This window comes from Trichocoleus sp. FACHB-40 (assembly GCF_014695915.1).
Classification (GTDB): domain Bacteria; phylum Cyanobacteriota; class Cyanobacteriia; order Cyanobacteriales; family FACHB-T130; genus Funiculus; species Funiculus sociatus.
The window spans coordinates 42,931-60,934 of record NZ_JACJPF010000043.1; the positions used below are offsets into that span (position 1 = coordinate 42,931).

At 44.0% G+C, this 18,004-nt stretch carries 12 protein-coding genes, 1 tRNA gene, 1 pseudogene and 1 CRISPR repeat array; of the genes and pseudogenes, 11 read left to right on the plus strand and 3 right to left on the minus strand.

From position 1 onward, the window contains the following. Nucleotides 1-27: 27 nt before the first annotated feature. Nucleotides 28-100, minus strand: a tRNA-Glu gene (locus tag H6F63_RS07685). Nucleotides 101-308: 208 nt separating this feature from the next. Between H6F63_RS07685 and H6F63_RS07690 the strand changes: the two genes are divergently transcribed. Continuing rightward, entirely contained in the window at nt 309-800 is a 492-nt protein-coding gene (locus H6F63_RS07690) for a hypothetical protein (RefSeq protein WP_190636293.1), read from the plus strand. Nucleotides 801-850: 50 nt separating this feature from the next. On the opposite strand, the gene H6F63_RS07695 is transcribed toward H6F63_RS07690, so the two are convergent. After that, nucleotides 851-2,638 (minus strand): iron uptake porin, encoded by a 1,788-nt coding sequence (locus H6F63_RS07695; RefSeq protein ID WP_199297872.1) that lies wholly within the window; start codon nt 2,636-2,638, stop codon nt 851-853. Nucleotides 2,639-2,891: 253 nt separating this feature from the next. Here H6F63_RS07695 and H6F63_RS07700 point away from each other — a divergent pair, with 253 nt between their 5' ends. The 6 genes from H6F63_RS07700 to H6F63_RS07725 all read left to right on the plus strand — a co-directional run bounded on the left by H6F63_RS07700 (nt 2,892) and on the right by H6F63_RS07725 (nt 11,145). Then, on the plus strand, nt 2,892-3,866 hold the full coding sequence (locus H6F63_RS07700; RefSeq protein WP_190636295.1) for an aldo/keto reductase: 975 nt from the start codon (nt 2,892-2,894) through the stop codon (nt 3,864-3,866). A gap of 238 nt (nt 3,867-4,104) precedes the next feature. Further along, nucleotides 4,105-5,106 carry a multicopper oxidase domain-containing protein gene (locus H6F63_RS07705; protein WP_190417596.1) on the plus strand — a complete coding sequence of 334 codons (1,002 nt, stop codon included), beginning with the start codon at nt 4,105-4,107 and terminating at the stop codon, nt 5,104-5,106. Between the two features lie 148 nt (nt 5,107-5,254). Next, entirely contained in the window at nt 5,255-6,271 is a 1,017-nt protein-coding gene (locus tag H6F63_RS07710) for a helix-hairpin-helix domain-containing protein (protein ID WP_190636296.1), read from the plus strand. Nucleotides 6,272-6,458: 187 nt separating this feature from the next. Next, a complete protein-coding gene (locus H6F63_RS07715) occupies nt 6,459-6,893 on the plus strand; it encodes a ferritin-like domain-containing protein (RefSeq protein WP_190417600.1) in 435 nt (144 codons plus the stop codon). A gap of 86 nt (nt 6,894-6,979) precedes the next feature. Then, nucleotides 6,980-7,948, plus strand: coding sequence for an FTR1 family protein (locus H6F63_RS07720; protein WP_190636298.1), 969 nt, complete (start codon nt 6,980-6,982; stop codon nt 7,946-7,948). Nucleotides 7,949-8,223: 275 nt separating this feature from the next. After that, a CRISPR array of direct repeats spans nt 8,224-9,540; the repeat unit is 37 nt; unit sequence GCCGGAAAACTCTTAAATCCCTATCAGGGATTGAAAC. Between the two features lie 129 nt (nt 9,541-9,669). Then, entirely contained in the window at nt 9,670-11,145 is a 1,476-nt protein-coding gene (locus tag H6F63_RS07725; RefSeq protein WP_190636300.1) for an ankyrin repeat domain-containing protein, read from the plus strand. A 95-nt stretch (nt 11,146-11,240) separates the two neighbouring features. On the opposite strand, the gene H6F63_RS07730 is transcribed toward H6F63_RS07725, so the two are convergent. After that, the gene (locus H6F63_RS07730; protein ID WP_190636302.1) at nt 11,241-11,987 is read right to left on the minus strand and encodes a cistern family PEP-CTERM protein; all 747 of its coding nucleotides are present in this window, start codon (nt 11,985-11,987) and stop codon (nt 11,241-11,243) included. Nucleotides 11,988-12,711: 724 nt separating this feature from the next. Here H6F63_RS07730 and H6F63_RS07735 point away from each other — a divergent pair. From H6F63_RS07735 to H6F63_RS30920, 4 genes and pseudogenes are all read left to right on the plus strand, one after another. After that, nucleotides 12,712-14,226 (plus strand): phospholipid carrier-dependent glycosyltransferase, encoded by a 1,515-nt coding sequence (locus tag H6F63_RS07735; RefSeq protein WP_190636304.1) that lies wholly within the window; start codon nt 12,712-12,714, stop codon nt 14,224-14,226. Between the two features lie 47 nt (nt 14,227-14,273). Then, on the plus strand, nt 14,274-15,992 hold the full coding sequence (locus H6F63_RS07740; RefSeq protein ID WP_190636306.1) for a hypothetical protein: 1,719 nt from the start codon (nt 14,274-14,276) through the stop codon (nt 15,990-15,992). Nucleotides 15,993-16,201: 209 nt separating this feature from the next. Then, nucleotides 16,202-16,495, plus strand: a pseudogene (locus H6F63_RS30915) (GHMP kinase); the annotation flags it as partial. 504 nt (nt 16,496-16,999) lie between these two features. Continuing rightward, nucleotides 17,000-17,914 carry a UTP--glucose-1-phosphate uridylyltransferase gene (locus H6F63_RS30920; protein ID WP_347276779.1) on the plus strand — a complete coding sequence of 305 codons (915 nt, stop codon included), beginning with the start codon at nt 17,000-17,002 and terminating at the stop codon, nt 17,912-17,914. The last annotated feature ends 90 nt before the right edge of the window (nt 17,915-18,004 follow it).

An 18,004-nucleotide genomic window follows, 5' to 3' on the forward strand; every position in this document is an offset into this window, starting at 1 on the left:
GACGTGATTTAGATTATTTAGTTTTAGTACCCCCAGGGGAATTCGAATCCCCGTCGCCTCCGTGAAAGGGAGGTGTCCTAGGCCTCTAGACGATGGGGGCCTGTCCTTTGCACTTTTATTAAGATAGCCAATAAGAATGGTTATGTCAACACTTTTGTAGAATTTTTTTTCTGGCGGGTGGGGGAAGGAAGCGATCGCTACCCAGCAAGAGGTGATTTAAAGCAAGACGTGATTTAATAAGACGATCCCTACAATTGCCCTCTCTAGAGCTGTTAGAACAGAAATAGTATTCTATCTCCTCACACTCAATGCTGACCCATCACCGCAAACCAGTCTGTCTATCACTTGTATCTACCAATCTTCCGGTTTGGTCTACAGTTGAAACCTCTGCCACACTCTATCAAAAAGACAAAGAGCGGTTTCATCTACTGCTCACGGAACCGTCAATCGGAGAATGGGAACCTAGCGCCAAAAAGCCTGCGCCTGGTGACGACCAAACGACGGTAACTCCACGACTCTTGTGGCTAGAAATCTCGCCTTACCGGGTAATTATGACTATGCAGGGAAACGGCAAGTTGAGTTATCGTCACCTGTGGGAGCGCGGCATTTATGGACTGAGCCGCTATTGGCTGCACAGCGAGTCATTAAGCGGTTCTGGACAGCTACGTTTGAGGAATTATACCCGGAGTTTGACGCTAGAAGGGCGTGTTTTACCGGAGCATCTGCGGCTGGAGTACGAGTTGTGGTCAGAGAAGGTTGAGTTGGGTAGCTATATTTTGAACCTGGAAATTCATCATTAGTTTTTAGCTAGTGGCTAATGGCTGATAAACAATTAGCCATTAGCCACTAGCTAAAAACTAAACGTGGTGCGGAGGGTGCCAATAAAAATATCATCATTGGCAGCGTTATGGTCGGGAGCCGTCAGCCAAATTATTCCTGGTGTAAGGGAGATATTATCCGTCAGCTGGTATTGATAGAAAGCTTCCAGATGCAATGAGGTGTCTGGGTCTGTGATACCTAACTGGCTGAGGCTTTCAGCCTGATTTGTGACTTTCGGCTCCATGCCAATAATTAAACCCGCCAGATTGCCTTTTTTCCCCAAGTCAGGAAAAGCCAGCGTCACAGCCCAGTTCCAAATACTAGCATCCCCTCGCTCGATTACTCGCGCCGCTGTGTAACCAGCCCATCCCCCCACTACAAACTGGGGACTAATTTGAAAGGAAGCTTCTACGCCATAAGAATTGGTAACAACTGAGAAACCTAGTGGATTGAACAAATTAGCTAGATTAGCATCCTTGCTGCCCGTTTGCAGGTCGTTGTTATAAGCGTGAACATAGGTTAAGCCAATGCTTGCGCGATCGCTTGGCTTAAATAATACTTGTGCTAAGGCACCATAAGAGCTATTAAACAAACCACCGCCAGCAGCAGAATTGCTAGCGTCACCACCTAAATAGCCTAAACTTAGTTCCAGTTTGTCGCTGAAGCTGTGCCTGACACCCACACCAGCACCTTCAACTTGATAATAAATGGAAGGGCGCGTCCCAAAGCGAGATAAGGCACCTCTGGCACCATCGCCGTCTAGGTAAGGATTAACGGTATTGGTAAAATCTGCGGCATCAGCATTAGCAGCTACAACGACTTGCGTGTTGTTGTTAATTGGGAACTGGTACAGCAGCTCATCGATAACCACATCACTGCTGGTATCGCCAGCAAAAGCCAAGTCGCCTTCGGGTGTGAGGGTGCGGTTAGAAAGAGAACCGAGTCCTTCTGCCTGAAGTCGCGTCAAGAGTAAGTCTCTACCTGTCAAGCTGGTTTTTAAGTTTAGGCGCGTCCGATGACCGAAAATCGTCGCGTCGTCGATATCTTTACCAGTCGCATCTTCTCCTGTGGGAATAGTGGCAACTCCAAAGATGACTTCTCCGGCGAGTTTGGTGGTTTTGGAAAATGCAGTCAGTTCTAGTTCCGCAGTTCGCGCTGTTGCTGCATCGACTTTCCCGCGCAGGAGGGCTAGTTCTAGGGTATATTCTGCTTCTAAGCGTTTTAAAATCGCTAAGTCTTCTTTGCGGATGGCATTCGGTCCTGGTACAGCTAGCGCTTGAGTAATCCGATCTAAGGTTGCTTTTACGGCGGCGGCAAATTCATAACGGCTTAAGGATCTGTTGCCCCGAAATGTGCCATCTGGATAGCCGCTAATTATACCATATCTCTCTACTAACGAGCGCAGCGCTTCATAAGCCCAGTCACCGGGCTGGACATCCCTAAGCTGGGAAATGTTGGTGACTTGACTCATGGGGTCAGTGTCTTGGTCAATTTCTTCCAAGCTTTGTTGGTCAATTTGTTCCAAAATTGGTGTTTCGTCGATTGGCTTATCTGAAGGCATCAGAGTCACTGATGTTTCTGGCTCTGGTAGGGTTTCCTCTGGAGGGGAGTATCCGAGTTTTGTAGATATATCGCCCCTCTGCCCTATCCCCTCACCCACAAGGGGAGAGGAGGCAGAAAACGTCACTTCCCCATTAGGGGGTGTTGCTGCTAATACTGGATGGACGATCAAGGTAGGGGAAAGGTAAAAAGGCAAAAGCCAAAATAAATTAGTTGTTACTTTTACTTTGTTGAGAGGATTAGGTAAGATTTGAGACATTTTTAACACCACTTCTCACACTATTCAACTTTCTCGTACATTGTCGATTTTCAGGCTGTTTGTGGCGTTGTCGAGAAATTAACGAATTTTCTTAAGCGCAGAGACACAGGTACACGAGGCAAATAGGCGGTGTCCCAGCCAACACATCTTTTGATAACAATAAAAAACATCCTTGGAGATTATCCTTGGGAGGTGGGAAATATAAGCGCGATCGCTGCTAAAACAAAGAAAGAACCACCACCATAAAACAACTATGACACCAAAAACTACGCGCCGTGTTTTCTTGGCGACAAGTATGGCTGTGGCGGGGGGAATCGTCGGGGGTGCGGCGCTGAAACAACAATCTACAGCATCATCAGATGGGGTGCCAACGACGGCGACAATGCCAGAACGGGTACTGGGTAATACAGGGGTGCGCGTTCCTATTCTGGGTTTGGGTGGTGCGGGTCAGACACCGATATCTTGGGAAGGAAAGGAAAAGGAAGCGATCGCTCTGATTCAACGTGCTTTAGACTTGGGTATTCGCTACTTTGATACGGCAGATAGCTATGGCCCTAGTGAAGACTATCTAGGCAAAGTGCTGCCAGCACATCGGGCGCGGCTCTTCCTTGCTAGCAAGACGGCTCAAAGAGATAGAGACGGTGCTTGGCGTGCATTAGAGCGAAGTCTAAAACGTCTAAACACAGACTACCTTGACTTGTGGCAACTCCACCACGTCTCTTTTGAACAAGAACTAGATACAATCTTTGGGCGTAATGGTGCGGTTCAAGCTTTAGAAGAGGCAAAGCAGCAAAAACTGGTGCGTTTTGTGGGCATCACCGGACACCACGAAGGGGCAATTATTGCTGAAGGTTTGCGTCGCTATGCCTTTGATACAGCACTCATCCCAGTGAATGCCGCAGATAAACACCACCCGCGTCCGTTTATACCTGCGGTGCTGCCTGTGGCACGAAGCAAGCAGGTGGGAGTAATTGCCATGAAGGTGCCAGCCTACGGGCGATTGTTTAAGCCTGGTGTGCTGGACGGGATGCACCAAGCATTGGGGTATACGCTTTCAGTCCCCGGTGTTCATTGTGCTGTGATTGCTGCTGAAGATATTGCACAGTTGGAGTCGAATGTCAAGGTGGCGCAGGCATTTGAACCACTGTCTGAGAATGCGATCGCCCAAATTGAGCAACGCACTGCGGCTGCTTGGCAAGATAACACTTTCTTTCGCGCCTGGACTTAAATTTTGAACTGTAAACAAGTAGCTTTAGGTGCGATCGCGTTTTAATTTACTTGACCTAATTCGATATTTCAATCAACCTGTCGTTTGGATCGTGGAGGTAAATAGAGTTAATTGCTCTTGTGGCTAACAAGGCCATACACAAGGTCTACAAGGCATCAGCTATTGACAATAATTGATAATAACTACTCTGACATATATACTTCAATAGTAAGGAATTATTTTCAATAACAATCGGTTCATGACAGACCGTCCGCACAACAATACTGAATGGAACCGTCGCACATTTCTCAAGGTGGGAATGGCAGGAATCGGTTTAACCGGAGCAGCGATCGCTCTCAAACAGTTATCCCAAGTGAACTCTAAAGCACGGGTAATAATACCACCTTTGCCGAGCGATGCGGCGATGGCTAGTGGCATTAATCCAATGGCGGTGCTGCGGGATTTTGATTATGGCACGATAAAGCAGGAAAACGGACGGCAAATCCGGGAGTTTCGCATTATTGCTGATAATTCCACGCTTCAGCTCAATAGTGCTGTTACTTTCAACACCTGGAACTTCAACAATCGCGTACCGGGGCCAACGTTAAGAGCGAAAGAAGGCGATCGCATTCGAGTTCTTTTCCTCAACCAAGGTGGACATTCCCATTCAATGCACTTTCACGGTTTCCATCGCTCGGAAATGGATGGGGTGAAACCTGTGCGTCACGGTGCAGCAACAGTTTATGAGTTTGACGCGGAACCTTTTGGAGTACATTTGTACCACTGTCACACTGAACCAGTTACGCGACATATTGGTAAAGGACTCTACGGGATGTTTATCATCGACCCGCCTAAAAGTCGTCCCCCGGCGGATGAAATGGTGCTGATGATGGCTGGCTATGACATTGACGACGATCGGCACAATGAACTCTACGCTTTCAATGGTCTGCCAGACTACTACATGATGCACCCGATCCCGATTTACCAAAATCAACTGATTCGGCTATATCTCCTGAACATGATTGAATTTGATGTGGCGGCAACGTTTCATCTTCATGCGAATATGTTTCAGGTTTATCCCACAGGAAGGACTCTCAAACCTACTGAGGAAACCGATGTAATTACGATGGGAACTGCTGAACGGCACATTCTGGAATTTAGCTTCCGGTATCCGGGGAAGTATATGTTTCATCCCCATCAAGATTACATTGCCGAAGCAGGCTGCATGGGTGTCTTTGATGTCATCGAACGTAACGCCTAGTGCCTCTATGTTAGTCAGATATTTATCTCAAACTGTTGACAAAAATTATCAACAGTTTGAGAATGATTCATGCTTAGCTGTTGATAAGCTTTTTTAAAAGTCAGCACTAGCACCCTCCCAGTTTGATCAGAAATTGTGAAGAATTAATATGAAATCTATCTTTCGTTTTTTCGCTATTGCCTTTGCTGTCGCTAGTCTGCTTATTCTGAGCAACTGTAGTCAGACACCTTCCACAAGTGACACCTCAAACACAAACACGGCACCTGTTGCTAGTTCCAGTCCGGTCGCCACAACAACCCACAGCAATCATGGCGGACGGAAAATTAACATCAACAGCGCCATCCTATCCGAGTTGGATAAGTTAGAAGCAAAGTTAGGCGTTCCAGCACTGTCGAATAAAATTCAGGCGAGCCGTCCCTACGGTAGCACTGAAGAATTGGTATCTAAAAAAGTGATTAGCCAAGAGCAATTTGACCAAGTTAAAGATATGGTCACAATTGAGGATGTAGTGCTGACTGGAGAAGCAAAAGATGTTGACTATATGACAAAATTAGGTTTGATGAAAGGTCATCTTGTGGTTGCCAAAGAACTACTAGATCAGCAAAAACCAGAACAGGCAGAACCTCACATCGGACACCCAGTAGAAGAGATTTATGTTGATGTGGAAGAGCAACTCCAAGAGCGAAACGTCAAAGAATTTAAGACAACTTTGATCGGTTTGCAAGATTTGGTGAAGTCTAAACCTAAAGATCCCCAAGTAAAGAATAATTTTGAGGTTTCCATGCAGGCGGTTGATGGAGCAATTCAAGGTTTGCCAGAACAACAGCGCCAGTCACCGGAATTCGTGCTACAGGTAGTTAATGGGTTGCTAGATGCGGCAAACTCAGAATATGGAGCAGCGATCGCTAACGGTAAAGTGTCCGCCGCAATTGAGTATCAGGACTCGCGGGGATTTGTTAACTATGCTGACCAATTGTTAAACAATGTCTCTGACCAAATGGCAAAAGAGAATCCGGAAGCACAAAAAGCGATCGCATCCAGCATTACTGAACTCAAAACCGCGTGGCCCTCGGCTGTTCCTCCTGCTGCACCCGTGAAAACTCCAGAGCAAGTTTCCCAATTAGTTAAAACAATTGAGCAAAACGCGCAAAAAGTAATTAAATAAGTTGTAGAGACGCAACATATAGCAATTCAACGGTTGGGTGCGAATCTGTAAGGACATGACATTGCCATGCCCCTAGCAAAACTGCCCGAAGGACAGAATTGCGATATACTCCACCCAACTGAGAAACGCTATATTGCGTTTCTATTCAAAACTCAGACGCGATATATCACGTCTTTACTAAAAACTGATGAAAGAGCTTGACCAAAAAAAGACCACCGACCTGCTGAACTCAATCATGGAATTTGAGCTAGCTGGTGTCGTGCGCTATACTCACTATTCCCTAATGGTGACTGGCCCAAACCGGATTCCGATTGTAGACTTTTTTAAGTTGCAAGCAACAGAATCTTTAACCCACGCTCAGCAAGCTGGAGAAATTCTCACAGGCTTAGAAGGCCATCCTAGCCTAAGAATTGCTCCGATGGAAGAAAGCTACCAACACTCAGTGCAGGATATTTTGCGGGAAAGTTTGAACCACGAGAAAAAAGCTTTGGATTTGTATAAAGCTTTACTCGAAACGGTGCAAGATTGCAGCATTTATCTGGAAGAATTTGCCCGCACTATGATCGGCACAGAAGAAATGCACAACATTGAAATTAAAAAGATGTTGCGTGATTTTAGTTAAAAGCTAATTGCTAATGGCTAATCGCTAATTGTAACTAGCCATTAGCAATAAACAATTAGCAATGAACAATTAGCAATTAGCAAATTATGGATTTTAGTTCTGCCTTACCGACGTTTGTAATTACCTTGCGAGAAGGTGTCGAAGCCGCTTTGGTAGTGGGAATTGTGCTGGCTTGTCTGAGAAAAGCTAAACAGAGCCAGCTTAATTCTTGGGTTTATGCTGGGATTGTGGCGGGACTGGTGGCGAGTGCTTTGGTGGGAGTGCTGCTTGGGGGGGTAAGTCAAGCCCTCTCGAAATCAAACAGCCCCTATGCGCCAGTTATGGAGACGTTGCTGGAAGGTATATTCAGCGTGATAGCGATCGCTATGCTCAGCTGGATGCTCATCTGGATGACGAAGCAAGCACGATTTCTGAAAGCTCAAGTTGAGGGATCTCTAACTGATGCCTTGAACCAAAATGCTAATGCTGGTTGGGGTGTCTTCAGTTTAATCTTTATTGCAGTGTTGCGAGAAGGCTTTGAAACTGTTCTGTTTATTGTTGCCAAATTTGAACAAGGTTTGATTCCAGCCTTGGGAGCAATTAGCGGTATAGTTGTTGCTGTTCTTATTGGCGTAGGGTTATTTAAGTGGGGAGTTAAAATTAATATTCGTCTGTTTTTTCAGGTGATGGGCATATTATTACTTTTCATCGTAGCTGGTTTGGTTGTCTCAGCTATGGGACATTTTGACGCAACCGTTGCCACCCTTTCTAAGATGGATCGCAAATCAGCAAGTTTGTGTTTCTATTACGAAAGATTTGCCAAAGAAGCATCGTGTATTTTAGGGCCGATGGTTTGGAATACTACCAAAATATTGCCCCAAGACAAGTTTCCTGGGCTGCTTCTTAATGCTTTGTTTGGTTATACAGATAGGCTTTATCGGGTGCAAGCGATCGCTTACGTTCTATTTTTAGTCAGCATCGGCGGCATTTATTTGAACAGTTTAAAAGGTCGCCCCAAGGTAGCAGCAGCGAAGCATGAATCAGTGCAAAACACAATCAGTTCCGGGCAGGAATAAACTGTTGGTTTTTTGTTCGCCGCTTGCGTCAACCTATAGGTGTTTTTGTGAAAGGGTCGATTTTTGTGGCTGAAACGCTTATCCCGTTTGAATTTGAGTCGGATGACACCATTCAAGGGGTTGCCGCAAACGCTGCCATTTACGCTGTGGCTTGCTTTGAAGCGATTTATAAAAACGCCATCTTGACAACCCGATTCCTGAAACGGTACATTGACTCTAGGTTGACGCAAACGAACCTTGAAAACTACATATATCAATGCTTCCAGAACCCGGCAGCCGGAAAACTCTTAAATCCCTATCAGGGATTGAAACTTAGATACCTAACCAAGACAACTTAGAATCTATAGCGCCGGAAAACTCTTAAATCCCTATCAGGGATTGAAACAGGAATTAAGTCTTCTATTTTGGCTTGGATAATGCCGGAAAACTCTTAAATCCCTATCAGGGATTGAAACAAACCCACAGGCAGCACCCAACTTGACCCTGTGAGCCGGAAAACTCTTAAATCCCTATCAGGGATTGAAACCGGTTGCGGCTCTGTCTCTCCTGATCGGCAATGCCGGAAAACTCTTAAATCCCTATCAGGGATTGAAACATAAACCAACCTTTGCTTTAATGTTCCAAGTTGAGCCGGAAAACTCTTAAATCCCTATCAGGGATTGAAACCTGGGGAATTAGAATAAATAAGGAATCTTAAAAGCCGGAAAACTCTTAAATCCCTATCAGGGATTGAAACCTTTGGTAGCCCAACCCTTGTCAGTACGCGCTCGCCCGCCGGAAAACTCTTAAATCCCTATCAGGGATTGAAACAGATTGGATTGACCCAGGTAGAGGGCAAACCCCAAAGCCGGAAAACTCTTAAATCCCTATCAGGGATTGAAACGCAACTGTTGGCCCTGCCAATCCTGGTTGACGCTGGAGCCGGAAAACTCTTAAATCCCTATCAGGGATTGAAACATTTTTGCACCACGCAGAGAACACAGCCGTAAGCGCCGGAAAACTCTTAAATCCCTATCAGGGATTGAAACGGATGCAATCTTTACGACTTTCCCGACGTGCAAGGCCGGAAAACTCTTAAATCCCTATCAGGGATTGAAACTCCCTAGAGTCCGGACACCCAGAATACTACTAGGGCCGGAAAACTCTTAAATCCCTATCAGGGATTGAAACTTTCTCACGAGTGACTTCGATAGCTTTAAGCCAGGCCGGAAAACTCTTAAATCCCTATCAGGGATTGAAACAGGATCATTTTAGAAATGGGATCGTTTCCGAAAATCTGCCGGAAAACTCTTAAATCCCTATCAGGGATTGAAACATGCTTGAACCGATGCGGTACAGGCGATCGCTAGCCGGAAAACTCTTAAATCCCTATCAGGGATTGAAACCTCGACAATACCGCAAGTTGGACTTATACACTCGCGCCGGAAAACTCTTAAATCCCTATCAGGGATTGAAACTTCGTATTGCCCCGGACGATGCTTTTTTTCTGGGGCCGGAAAACTCTTAAATCCCTATCAGGGATTGAAACAACTTGTAAGAATGTCTACTTGTCCAAGTCGGAAAACTCTTTTTGCCGACCTAGCGATGGAAACAATAGGGGAAGCTCATCCCGTAGCGTCTAGAATTAACCATCGGAAATTTGGGTAATCAGTGCCAGCATCTTCTCAAATGCCCAATTTGGCGGTAAGTTGACATTGCGGGGGATGGGATGAGACTTTGGCATGAATGCAAATCAAGATTTAATCAGAGCAGCTAAAAAGGGCGACATCAAGCGGATACAAGCATTACTCCACCAAGGCGCTGATGTTAATACTACCGATAGAGAAGGCACCACTGCTTTAATGTTTGCCGCCCAAAACGGCAACACCGAAATCGTGCGGATGTTGCTAGACAAAGGCGCTAATATCAACCTTGCCAGAAAACAGTATGGTCTGACAACCTTGATGTTAGCAGCGGCGGCAAATCAGGTTGACGTGGTGCAAGCTTTGGTGGCTAGGGGCGCTGACGCGAACGCCAAAAACGAAGATGGAAGTACGGCGCTGATGGTAGCGGCGTTCAAGGGTCATGCTTCCGTGGTGCAAATTTTGCTAGATGCGGGTGCGGAAGTAAATGTTAAAGATAAAGTTGAGGATACTGCTTTAATCTTGGCTGTCCAAGAAGGTTATGCAGCCATTGTGCAAGCTTTGCTAGATGCTGGTGCTGAGGTGAATGCAAGTAGAAATGATGGTGTCTCTCCCTTGTTCCTCGCTGCTGGCTTGGGTCACGCAGACACGGTAAGAATTTTATTAGAACGAGGGGCGGATGCGAATTGTAGCAGAAATGACGGCAGAACTGCCTTAATGCAAGCTGCGGAATTTGGTCGTAAAGATATCGCCCAGCTGTTGTTAGGGAATGGTGCTGATGTCAATGCACAAAACCAAGACGGTGAGACAGCTTTAATCTTGGCAATAGATGAAGGTGACGCTGAAGTAGTGCAGGTAATGCTTTGTGCTGGTGCGGATGTGAATGCTAAAAATCCGGATGGTTCAACAGCGTTGATGGCGGCGGCGGCGGTTGGCGATAGGGACATCGTATCAGCTTTACTCGAAAAAGGCGCTGAAATCAACGCCCAAGATATAGATGGTGAAACAGCTTTAAACTTTGCGGTTGTCGAAGGTTATGACGAAGTTGTGGAGATTTTACTCAATCGGGGGGCTGATGTCCAAACGCGAAATAAGTTAGGGGATACGGCTTTATTAGTGGCGGCGTTGCATGGAAGAAACGCGATCGCATCCTCATTATTACAAAAAAAGGCTGATTTCAATGTCCGAAATTTTGGCGAAACTCCTTTAACGCTGGCAGCATTTCACGGACACAGCGAAACTGTCAAGGTGCTGCTGGATGCTGGTGCCAAGCCGAATACACGCCCCAATGACGGAAAAACAGCGCTGATGAAGGCAGCTATGGCAGGACATACGGGGGTGATGCAACAGCTGCTTTCCTTGGGTGCAGATATCAATCTTCAGGATGATGTCGGTGCGACTGCTTTGATGTGGGCAGTACAGCGTCATCATGTTCAAGTTGTAAAAGTCTTGCTTGATGCTGGTGCAGATGTGAATTTAAAAAATAAAGGCGGCTACACAGCTTTGATGATGGCACAAATGAATCGATTTCGGGATATAGTGCGATCGCTTAAAGCCGCAGGCGCTGTGGATTAAAACAAAAATAGAGTGCTAGGTATTGCCTAACACTCTAACTGAACTCTAAAAATTTGCGATCGCTTAATCAGTGCTGAAAGCTACTGATTATCGTCTTACTTGCGCTTTTTGCCGTAGCGCAGTAATGCCAAACCACTCAGCACGATTGCACCCATTGTACTTGGCTCAGGCACTGGTTCCGGAGTTGGGGATGGGGATGGGGATGGGGTTCCCTGACCCGTTCCGCTGCCACCTATAGAACCAGTAATACTTTGGTAGCGAACCCCGAAGTTACTTAGGGTAAAGGTATTAACGCTGCCGCTGAACGCCAGAATAGGAGAAAAAGTACCAGAATTACCAGTAGTAACACCGCCATTTGATCCGCCTTGACAGGTATTACCATTGGTGAAACATACATCAATATCACCGAATCCATTAGGAAATTGGCCGCTTCTGTCGTTAGTAAAAAGTCCAGATACGCGGGTGTTTTCAGAACCACTAGGCTGTCCGACTCCCAGTAGGGGCAGGTTAACATCAAAACCCAAGGCAGAAGTTCTAGAAGTGATGCCACCACTAGATGTATTTTTTAGCAATATATCAAAAGCAGCTTCGGTATTGCTTCCAACCTTTTTGAATCCTAGAAAGGTAAAGACCGCTTCAGATGAGAGACCAGAAACATTATTTTCGTTTATGCTGCCATCGAAGAAAACGTTAAAAGATTGATTAATATCATTACTATCAATTGTTACGCTATCCCCGCTAAAGGTAAACGCTGAAGCCGGGAGAGCTACGGCTAAAGAATAAGCTCCAACTAAAGACAGTGCAGATAGTAAATGTTTTTTGTGCAAGTTAAATATTGTCATCTCTTTTCCTTTGTTTCAGTGCAATCTCTTACTTATGGAACTTTATAGCAATGAAATTAGTCTGTCTATACTTTATTAGTGATTTCATCGTATCTTTACGTAATTCTTTCAGATTACTAACTTCTCATAAACTAATAGCTCTAAGTTTTTATAAGGTTCATTGTAAGTTTATGTAAATCTTGGTATTTATGAAATTTCCGTAAAAACAACACGGGTTTTGATGATTTGCTTATGAGAAAGGGTGAAAAAGTTCTGATAAAAAAACTTTTTTACGTAGATTTACGTATGATTTCATTAAGCCATGAAGAGCTAATGTAGTTTTTACTTAAAAAAATATAGTCAAAAACTAGGAAAGTCCCGGCAAAGACCTTTCAGGCTACGTGGATTTACATAAACTGTTAACAGTTACAGCAAAAAACAGTGAGCCAGAAGCAAGCTAAGCTAACTTTTGAGCCTCGCGGATGGTATCGAACCGCTAATGCACAAGCTATAGCAATCCTCAGCAGAGTTGTGATCCAGCCCTTCAGATACCCGACTTCGTAAGAGTTGTCGAGTATCTCGTCTTCACGAATCATTTAGGAATGCTATAGATACAGGTAGAAAATAATTAGCAAGCTAAGATTTAATGAAAGTAAGCTATAAAACTGGCAATCAGCTAAGCCTTAGGCGTTATCCAGGCTTTGTTCCGGTTGTCTGATACACTATTTTTTTCCAAGGCGGTTTTATGAATTTATCTAAAGATCCTTCCCAGTCGTCTGTCCCTTGGTTCTGGATTGGGATGGCTGGGGTATTTTTGCTGTCAGCGTTTTTGAGGTTCTGGGGGTTAAGCCGATTTAACACCCTAGTGTTTGACGAAGTTTACTTTGCTAAGTATGGGAATAACTACTTAACCAATACGCCATTCTTTGACGTTCACCCGCCCTTGGGTAAATACTTAATCGCCGTTGGTATCTGGCTGAGTCGCCTGATTCCCTTTGGAAACGATGCACGTAACGAGTTGACGGGTTCTCTGCTTTCTCCTTGGAGTTACCGTTGGCTAAACGCCTTTACAGGTTCTTTAATTCCGTTGGTAGTGGGAGCGATCGCTTATCAGTTGAGTCACCGCCGCAGTTATGCTTTGATTGCAGCCCTGTTTATGGCAGCCGATGGTCTGTTCTTGGTAGAGTCCCGCTATGCTTTGATAAATGTCTACCTGATTATCTTTGGGCTGCTGGGGCAATTATTGTTCCTGATGGCGTTGAATAGCCGTGTTGGACGACGCGCGATTTGGTTGGCTTTATCTGGTATCTGCTTCGGTGCTTGCGTTTCTGTCAAGTGGAATGGTCTGGGATTTCTACTTGGTATCTATCTAGTTTGGATATCTGCTTGGATAATTAGATGGATAGAAAAGAATAAATATAAAAAATTAAGTATTAAAGAGGAAAATTCTGCACCTAACACAAGCGAGGAAATACCCCTACAAGAGTTAGAAAATTTAACTTTCATCCAAAAGCTAACGGAGATTGATTTTAGGCATATGCTTTTTGAGTTGGGTGCTATTCCCGTTGTGGTTTACCGCCTAGCTTGGATTCCCCACATACAACTAAATCCAGAACGCGGATTCTGGGAAATGCAAAAGCAAATTCTGGGCTATCATCAACGGGTTGGAGGAGATGTAAGTATACATCCTTACTGTTCTGCCTGGTACACTTGGCCCTGGATGATGCGCCCGGTCGGCTATTTTTTTGAAAAAGTTGGTAAGACTCCAGAACCAGTTTCCTCTTTAATTTCTCCTTTCCCGCCTAGTCCCCCAAAGGTGGTTTACTTTGATGTACACGCGATGGGGAATCCGGCTTTATGGTGGCTTTCAACGGTTGCGATCGCGATATTACTATTGATACTATCCCAGCGAATCATCAGGGCAACTACAAATCATAACCTTTCTTTAGTTCAATCAACAGAGTTTGGTGTTGCCCTATTTTTGATTTTGAATTATGTTGCCAACTTGCTGCCTTGGGTAAAAGTGACTCGCTGCGCTTTTCTGTATCATTACATGGGTGCTGCTATTTTTGCATTTTTAGCGATCGCGTGGATAGTCGATAGCTACCTGCAAAGTTATAATCTCTGGCTTCGGGCTGTAGGAGTCACTATTATATTTGCGATTTTGCTAGCTTTTGTGTACTGGATGCCACTATATTTGGGACTCCCCTTGTCTCCGGAAAGCTTTGGAAGCCGTATGTGGTTCCGTTCTTGGATTTAATCCCTAGGGTGGGCATTATCCACCCTACTTATCTATTTATCTGGATTATGAAGTCATTACTGAAAATTTACCAATCTCATAAAAAAGCTCTTTTAGTTCTCTTTGCAACCTGGGGACTTTACTTCTTTCTTGTATTTATTCGGATGATTGCATATAAACCATCCGGTTTATATGTGGGTCACAAAAACGTCTGGGGAGACTGGGCGCTACACATTGGCATGGTTTCAATTTTTGCTTACAAAGACCCCCAATATTGGTTTGCTTATCACCCCGTATATGCTGGAGGGAAATTAACTTATCCATTCCTGGTTAATTTTATTTCGGGAATGCTAGTAAGAGTAGGATTCTCGATGGATATGGCATTTATTATTCCATCGTTGATTTATGTTTTCTTTTTGTTGACTGGTATGTATGCACTATTTTATATAGTGTTGAAATCTAAAAAGCAAACTCTTGTTGCCATATCTATCTTCTTTCTTTCAGCCGGATTGGGTTTTATCAACTTCTTAAGAGATTTTTCCAACAATCCCAGCCTAAAGATGCTTCTGTATCCAGAACAGGAATACAGTAATGCGATTCCTTATGAAGTATATTCCGGAAATTTTGTTGTCGGGATGCTGATACCGCAACGAGCATTTTTGCTGGGAATGGCACTATCGCTTTGGATAATGACTGGTTTAGTTTATATTCTTTTAAATAGAAAGCAAGCTATAGGTAATAGAAGAATTTTACTTGCATTAGGAACATTAGCAGGATTATTGCCAATTATTCATATCCATAGCTTTATAGTCATTATTGTTGTTACAGGCTCTTTATGCCTTATCTCCTATGAAAGATGGAAAGAATTGTTGTTTTATGGTGTTCCCGCTGCAATTATCTCAATTTCTCTCTATTTGATGTTTATCTCTGGAGGCATTGAGAATCCGCAATTTTTTCAATGGTTGCCAGGATGGACATCTACAGGTGGATTAATTGGTTGGTTAAAAATGTGGATACAGTTATGGGGAATAATGTTACCCATAGCCGTATTCGGATTTTTCTTGCTGAGAAAGCAGCCTCTAATTATTAAAACCTTCTTTTTTAGCTTTTTCTTATTATTTATACTTGCCAACTTCTTCTTATTCCAGCCCATGAGATTTGATAATACTAAAATATTTATGTGGGCATATTTAGGTTTTGCCGGCTTAGCCGCTGTTACTCTTTCCTGGGGGTGGAGAAGAGGTGGTAGAACTTTTAGCCGATTTGATGTCGTGTTGATGGCAATTGTACTCACCTTTACAGGTTCGCTGGAACTCATACGCCTTCAGAGAATTGACCGCAATCAAGTTCAGCTGGCTAACGCTGAGGATATTAAGCTAGGAGTAGAAATTCGAGAAAAAACTGATCCTTTAGCTATATTTCTGACTTCAACAGACCATAATCATCCAGTAATGATGTGGGGTGCAAGATCAATCCTAATGGGCTACCCTGGATGGGTATTCACCTATGGTTTTTTGTATCAGCAAAGAGAAAAGGATATAGCAGTTATGTTTAAAGGAGGTGTAGAGACAGAGAAATTATTAAAGCAATATAAAATAAGTTATGTAGCTATTGGCCCTAGCGAGTTAAAAAATCTTCAGGCCAATGAATCTTACTACGCACAAAATTATCCCGTTGCCATTCAGAATCAAAACTATCGGATTTATGATGTGAGGAAATTAGGGTTAAATTCAAACGGCGAACAACAGCTAAATGCTAGGGGCAAAGATTGGAGGGGAAATTATTGAAAATTTTTGTTCCAGGTCGCTTGTGTTTGTTTGGCGAACACAGCGATTGGGCGGGTGGCTATCGCCGGGTCAATCCTAATCTAGAAAAAGGCTACACGCTGCTGGTTGGTACAAATCAGGGACTTTATGCCGAAGTTAAGGCGAATCCAACCCAGCTGATTTTACACGCTTCTCTGAGTAACGGCAGCCGTAAAACGTTGAATCTGCCGATGGAAACAGAGGTTTTACTTGCGGAAGCTCAAAAGGGCGGTTTTTGGAGTTATGCTGCTGGTGTTGCTTACCAACTTCTCAGTCACTACCAAGTTAAAGGGCTGGAAATCGACAATTATCTGACAGATTTGCCGATTCAAAAAGGGCTATCGTCGAGTGCGGCAATTTGTGTCCTGGTGGCGCGGGCCTTCAATCGCGCGTATGACTTAAAGATGACGGTTCGGGAAGAGATGGAGTTTGCCTATCTCGGTGAAATTACCACGCCTTCGGGATGTGGACGGATGGATCAGGCTTGTGCTTACGGAAATCAACCAATCCTGATGGTCTTTGATGGCGATCGCGCTGATGTCATTGAGCTTAAAATACGAAAGAATCTGTTTTTTGTAATTGTGGATCTTGGTGCTGGCAAAAATACGCAGGAAATACTGCGTCAGCTAAATCAGTGTTATCCCTTAGCCACCAATGCAGTGCAACAAAATGTACAGAAATATCTTGGTTCAATCAGTTCTCAAATTACTCTACAAGCAGTAGACGCGCTACAAAAAGGAGATGCTGAAGAAATTGGTACTTTGATGGAAATTGCCCAAACCCAATTTGACAAACATTTAATTCCCGCCTGTCCTTCCCAGTTAACCGCTCCTATCTTACATCAAATTCTCAATTATGAGCCACTTAAACCCTATATTTTAGGGGGAAAAGGTGTTGGTTCGCAAGGGGATGGCACAGTACAATTTATTGTTAAAGACGAAGAAAGCCAGCAACAAGTCATAGAAATAATTAAACGGGATTTTCCTCAAATGCAAGCTTTAAGTTTAACAGTTCATTCGGATAAAAAAATTCGCAAAGCCGTGATTCCGGCTGGTGGTTTCGGCACTCGTTTGTTTCCAGCTACCAAAGCGGTGAAAAAAGAACTTTTTCCAATTATTGATAAAGATGGTCGTGCTAAGCCTGTAATTATGGCGATTGTTGAAGAAGCAATTAGCGGCGGTATAGAAGAAGTTGGGATAGTTGTGCAACCAAGCGATCGCGCAGTTTTTGAAGATTTCTTTAAGGCACCACTCGCACCAGAACTTTACAAGAAGCTATCACCCCAAAATCAGGAATACAGCCAGTATCTCCAAGATTTAGGGAGCCGAATTACGATTTTAAATCAAGACAAACCGGAAGGCTACGGTTATGCTGTATTCTGTACCAAAGAATGGGTAAAAGATGAGCCATTTCTGCTGATGCTGGGCGATCATGTTTACTCATCGGACACGGGAACATCGTGTGCAGGTCAAATTTTAGATATCTACGAACAAGCCAATCAAAGCGTTGTTAGTTTGACTACGCTTCCCGCAGAAAGCCTTTATAAATCTGGCTGTGTTACAGGAAATTGGCAGGAGTTAAACTCAATTCTTTCTGTGACTCAACTCTCCGAAAAACCGACAATTGAGTATGCACTCCAGCGTCTTCGTGTAGAGGGAATGGCAGAAGATCAGTTCTTATGTATATTTGGTTTGTATGTACTAACACCGAAAATTTTTGACTTTCTGGAAGAAAACATCAACAACAACACCCGCGACGAAAAAGGTGAATTTCAACTAACATCCTGTCTCGACAAATTGTGTAAAGAGGAGGGAATGACAGGATATGTTGTCAAAGGTAAGTGTTATGACACTGGATTACCGGATCCCTATCGGCAGACGATGATTGATTTTAGAAATGTATAGTAGATAAGGATTTATACTTTTATCACCCTTTTAGGCTTTCCAATGAAAAAGCGCCTGGGAGTCTTGCCGTGTTTCGACCCCAAGCGCTTT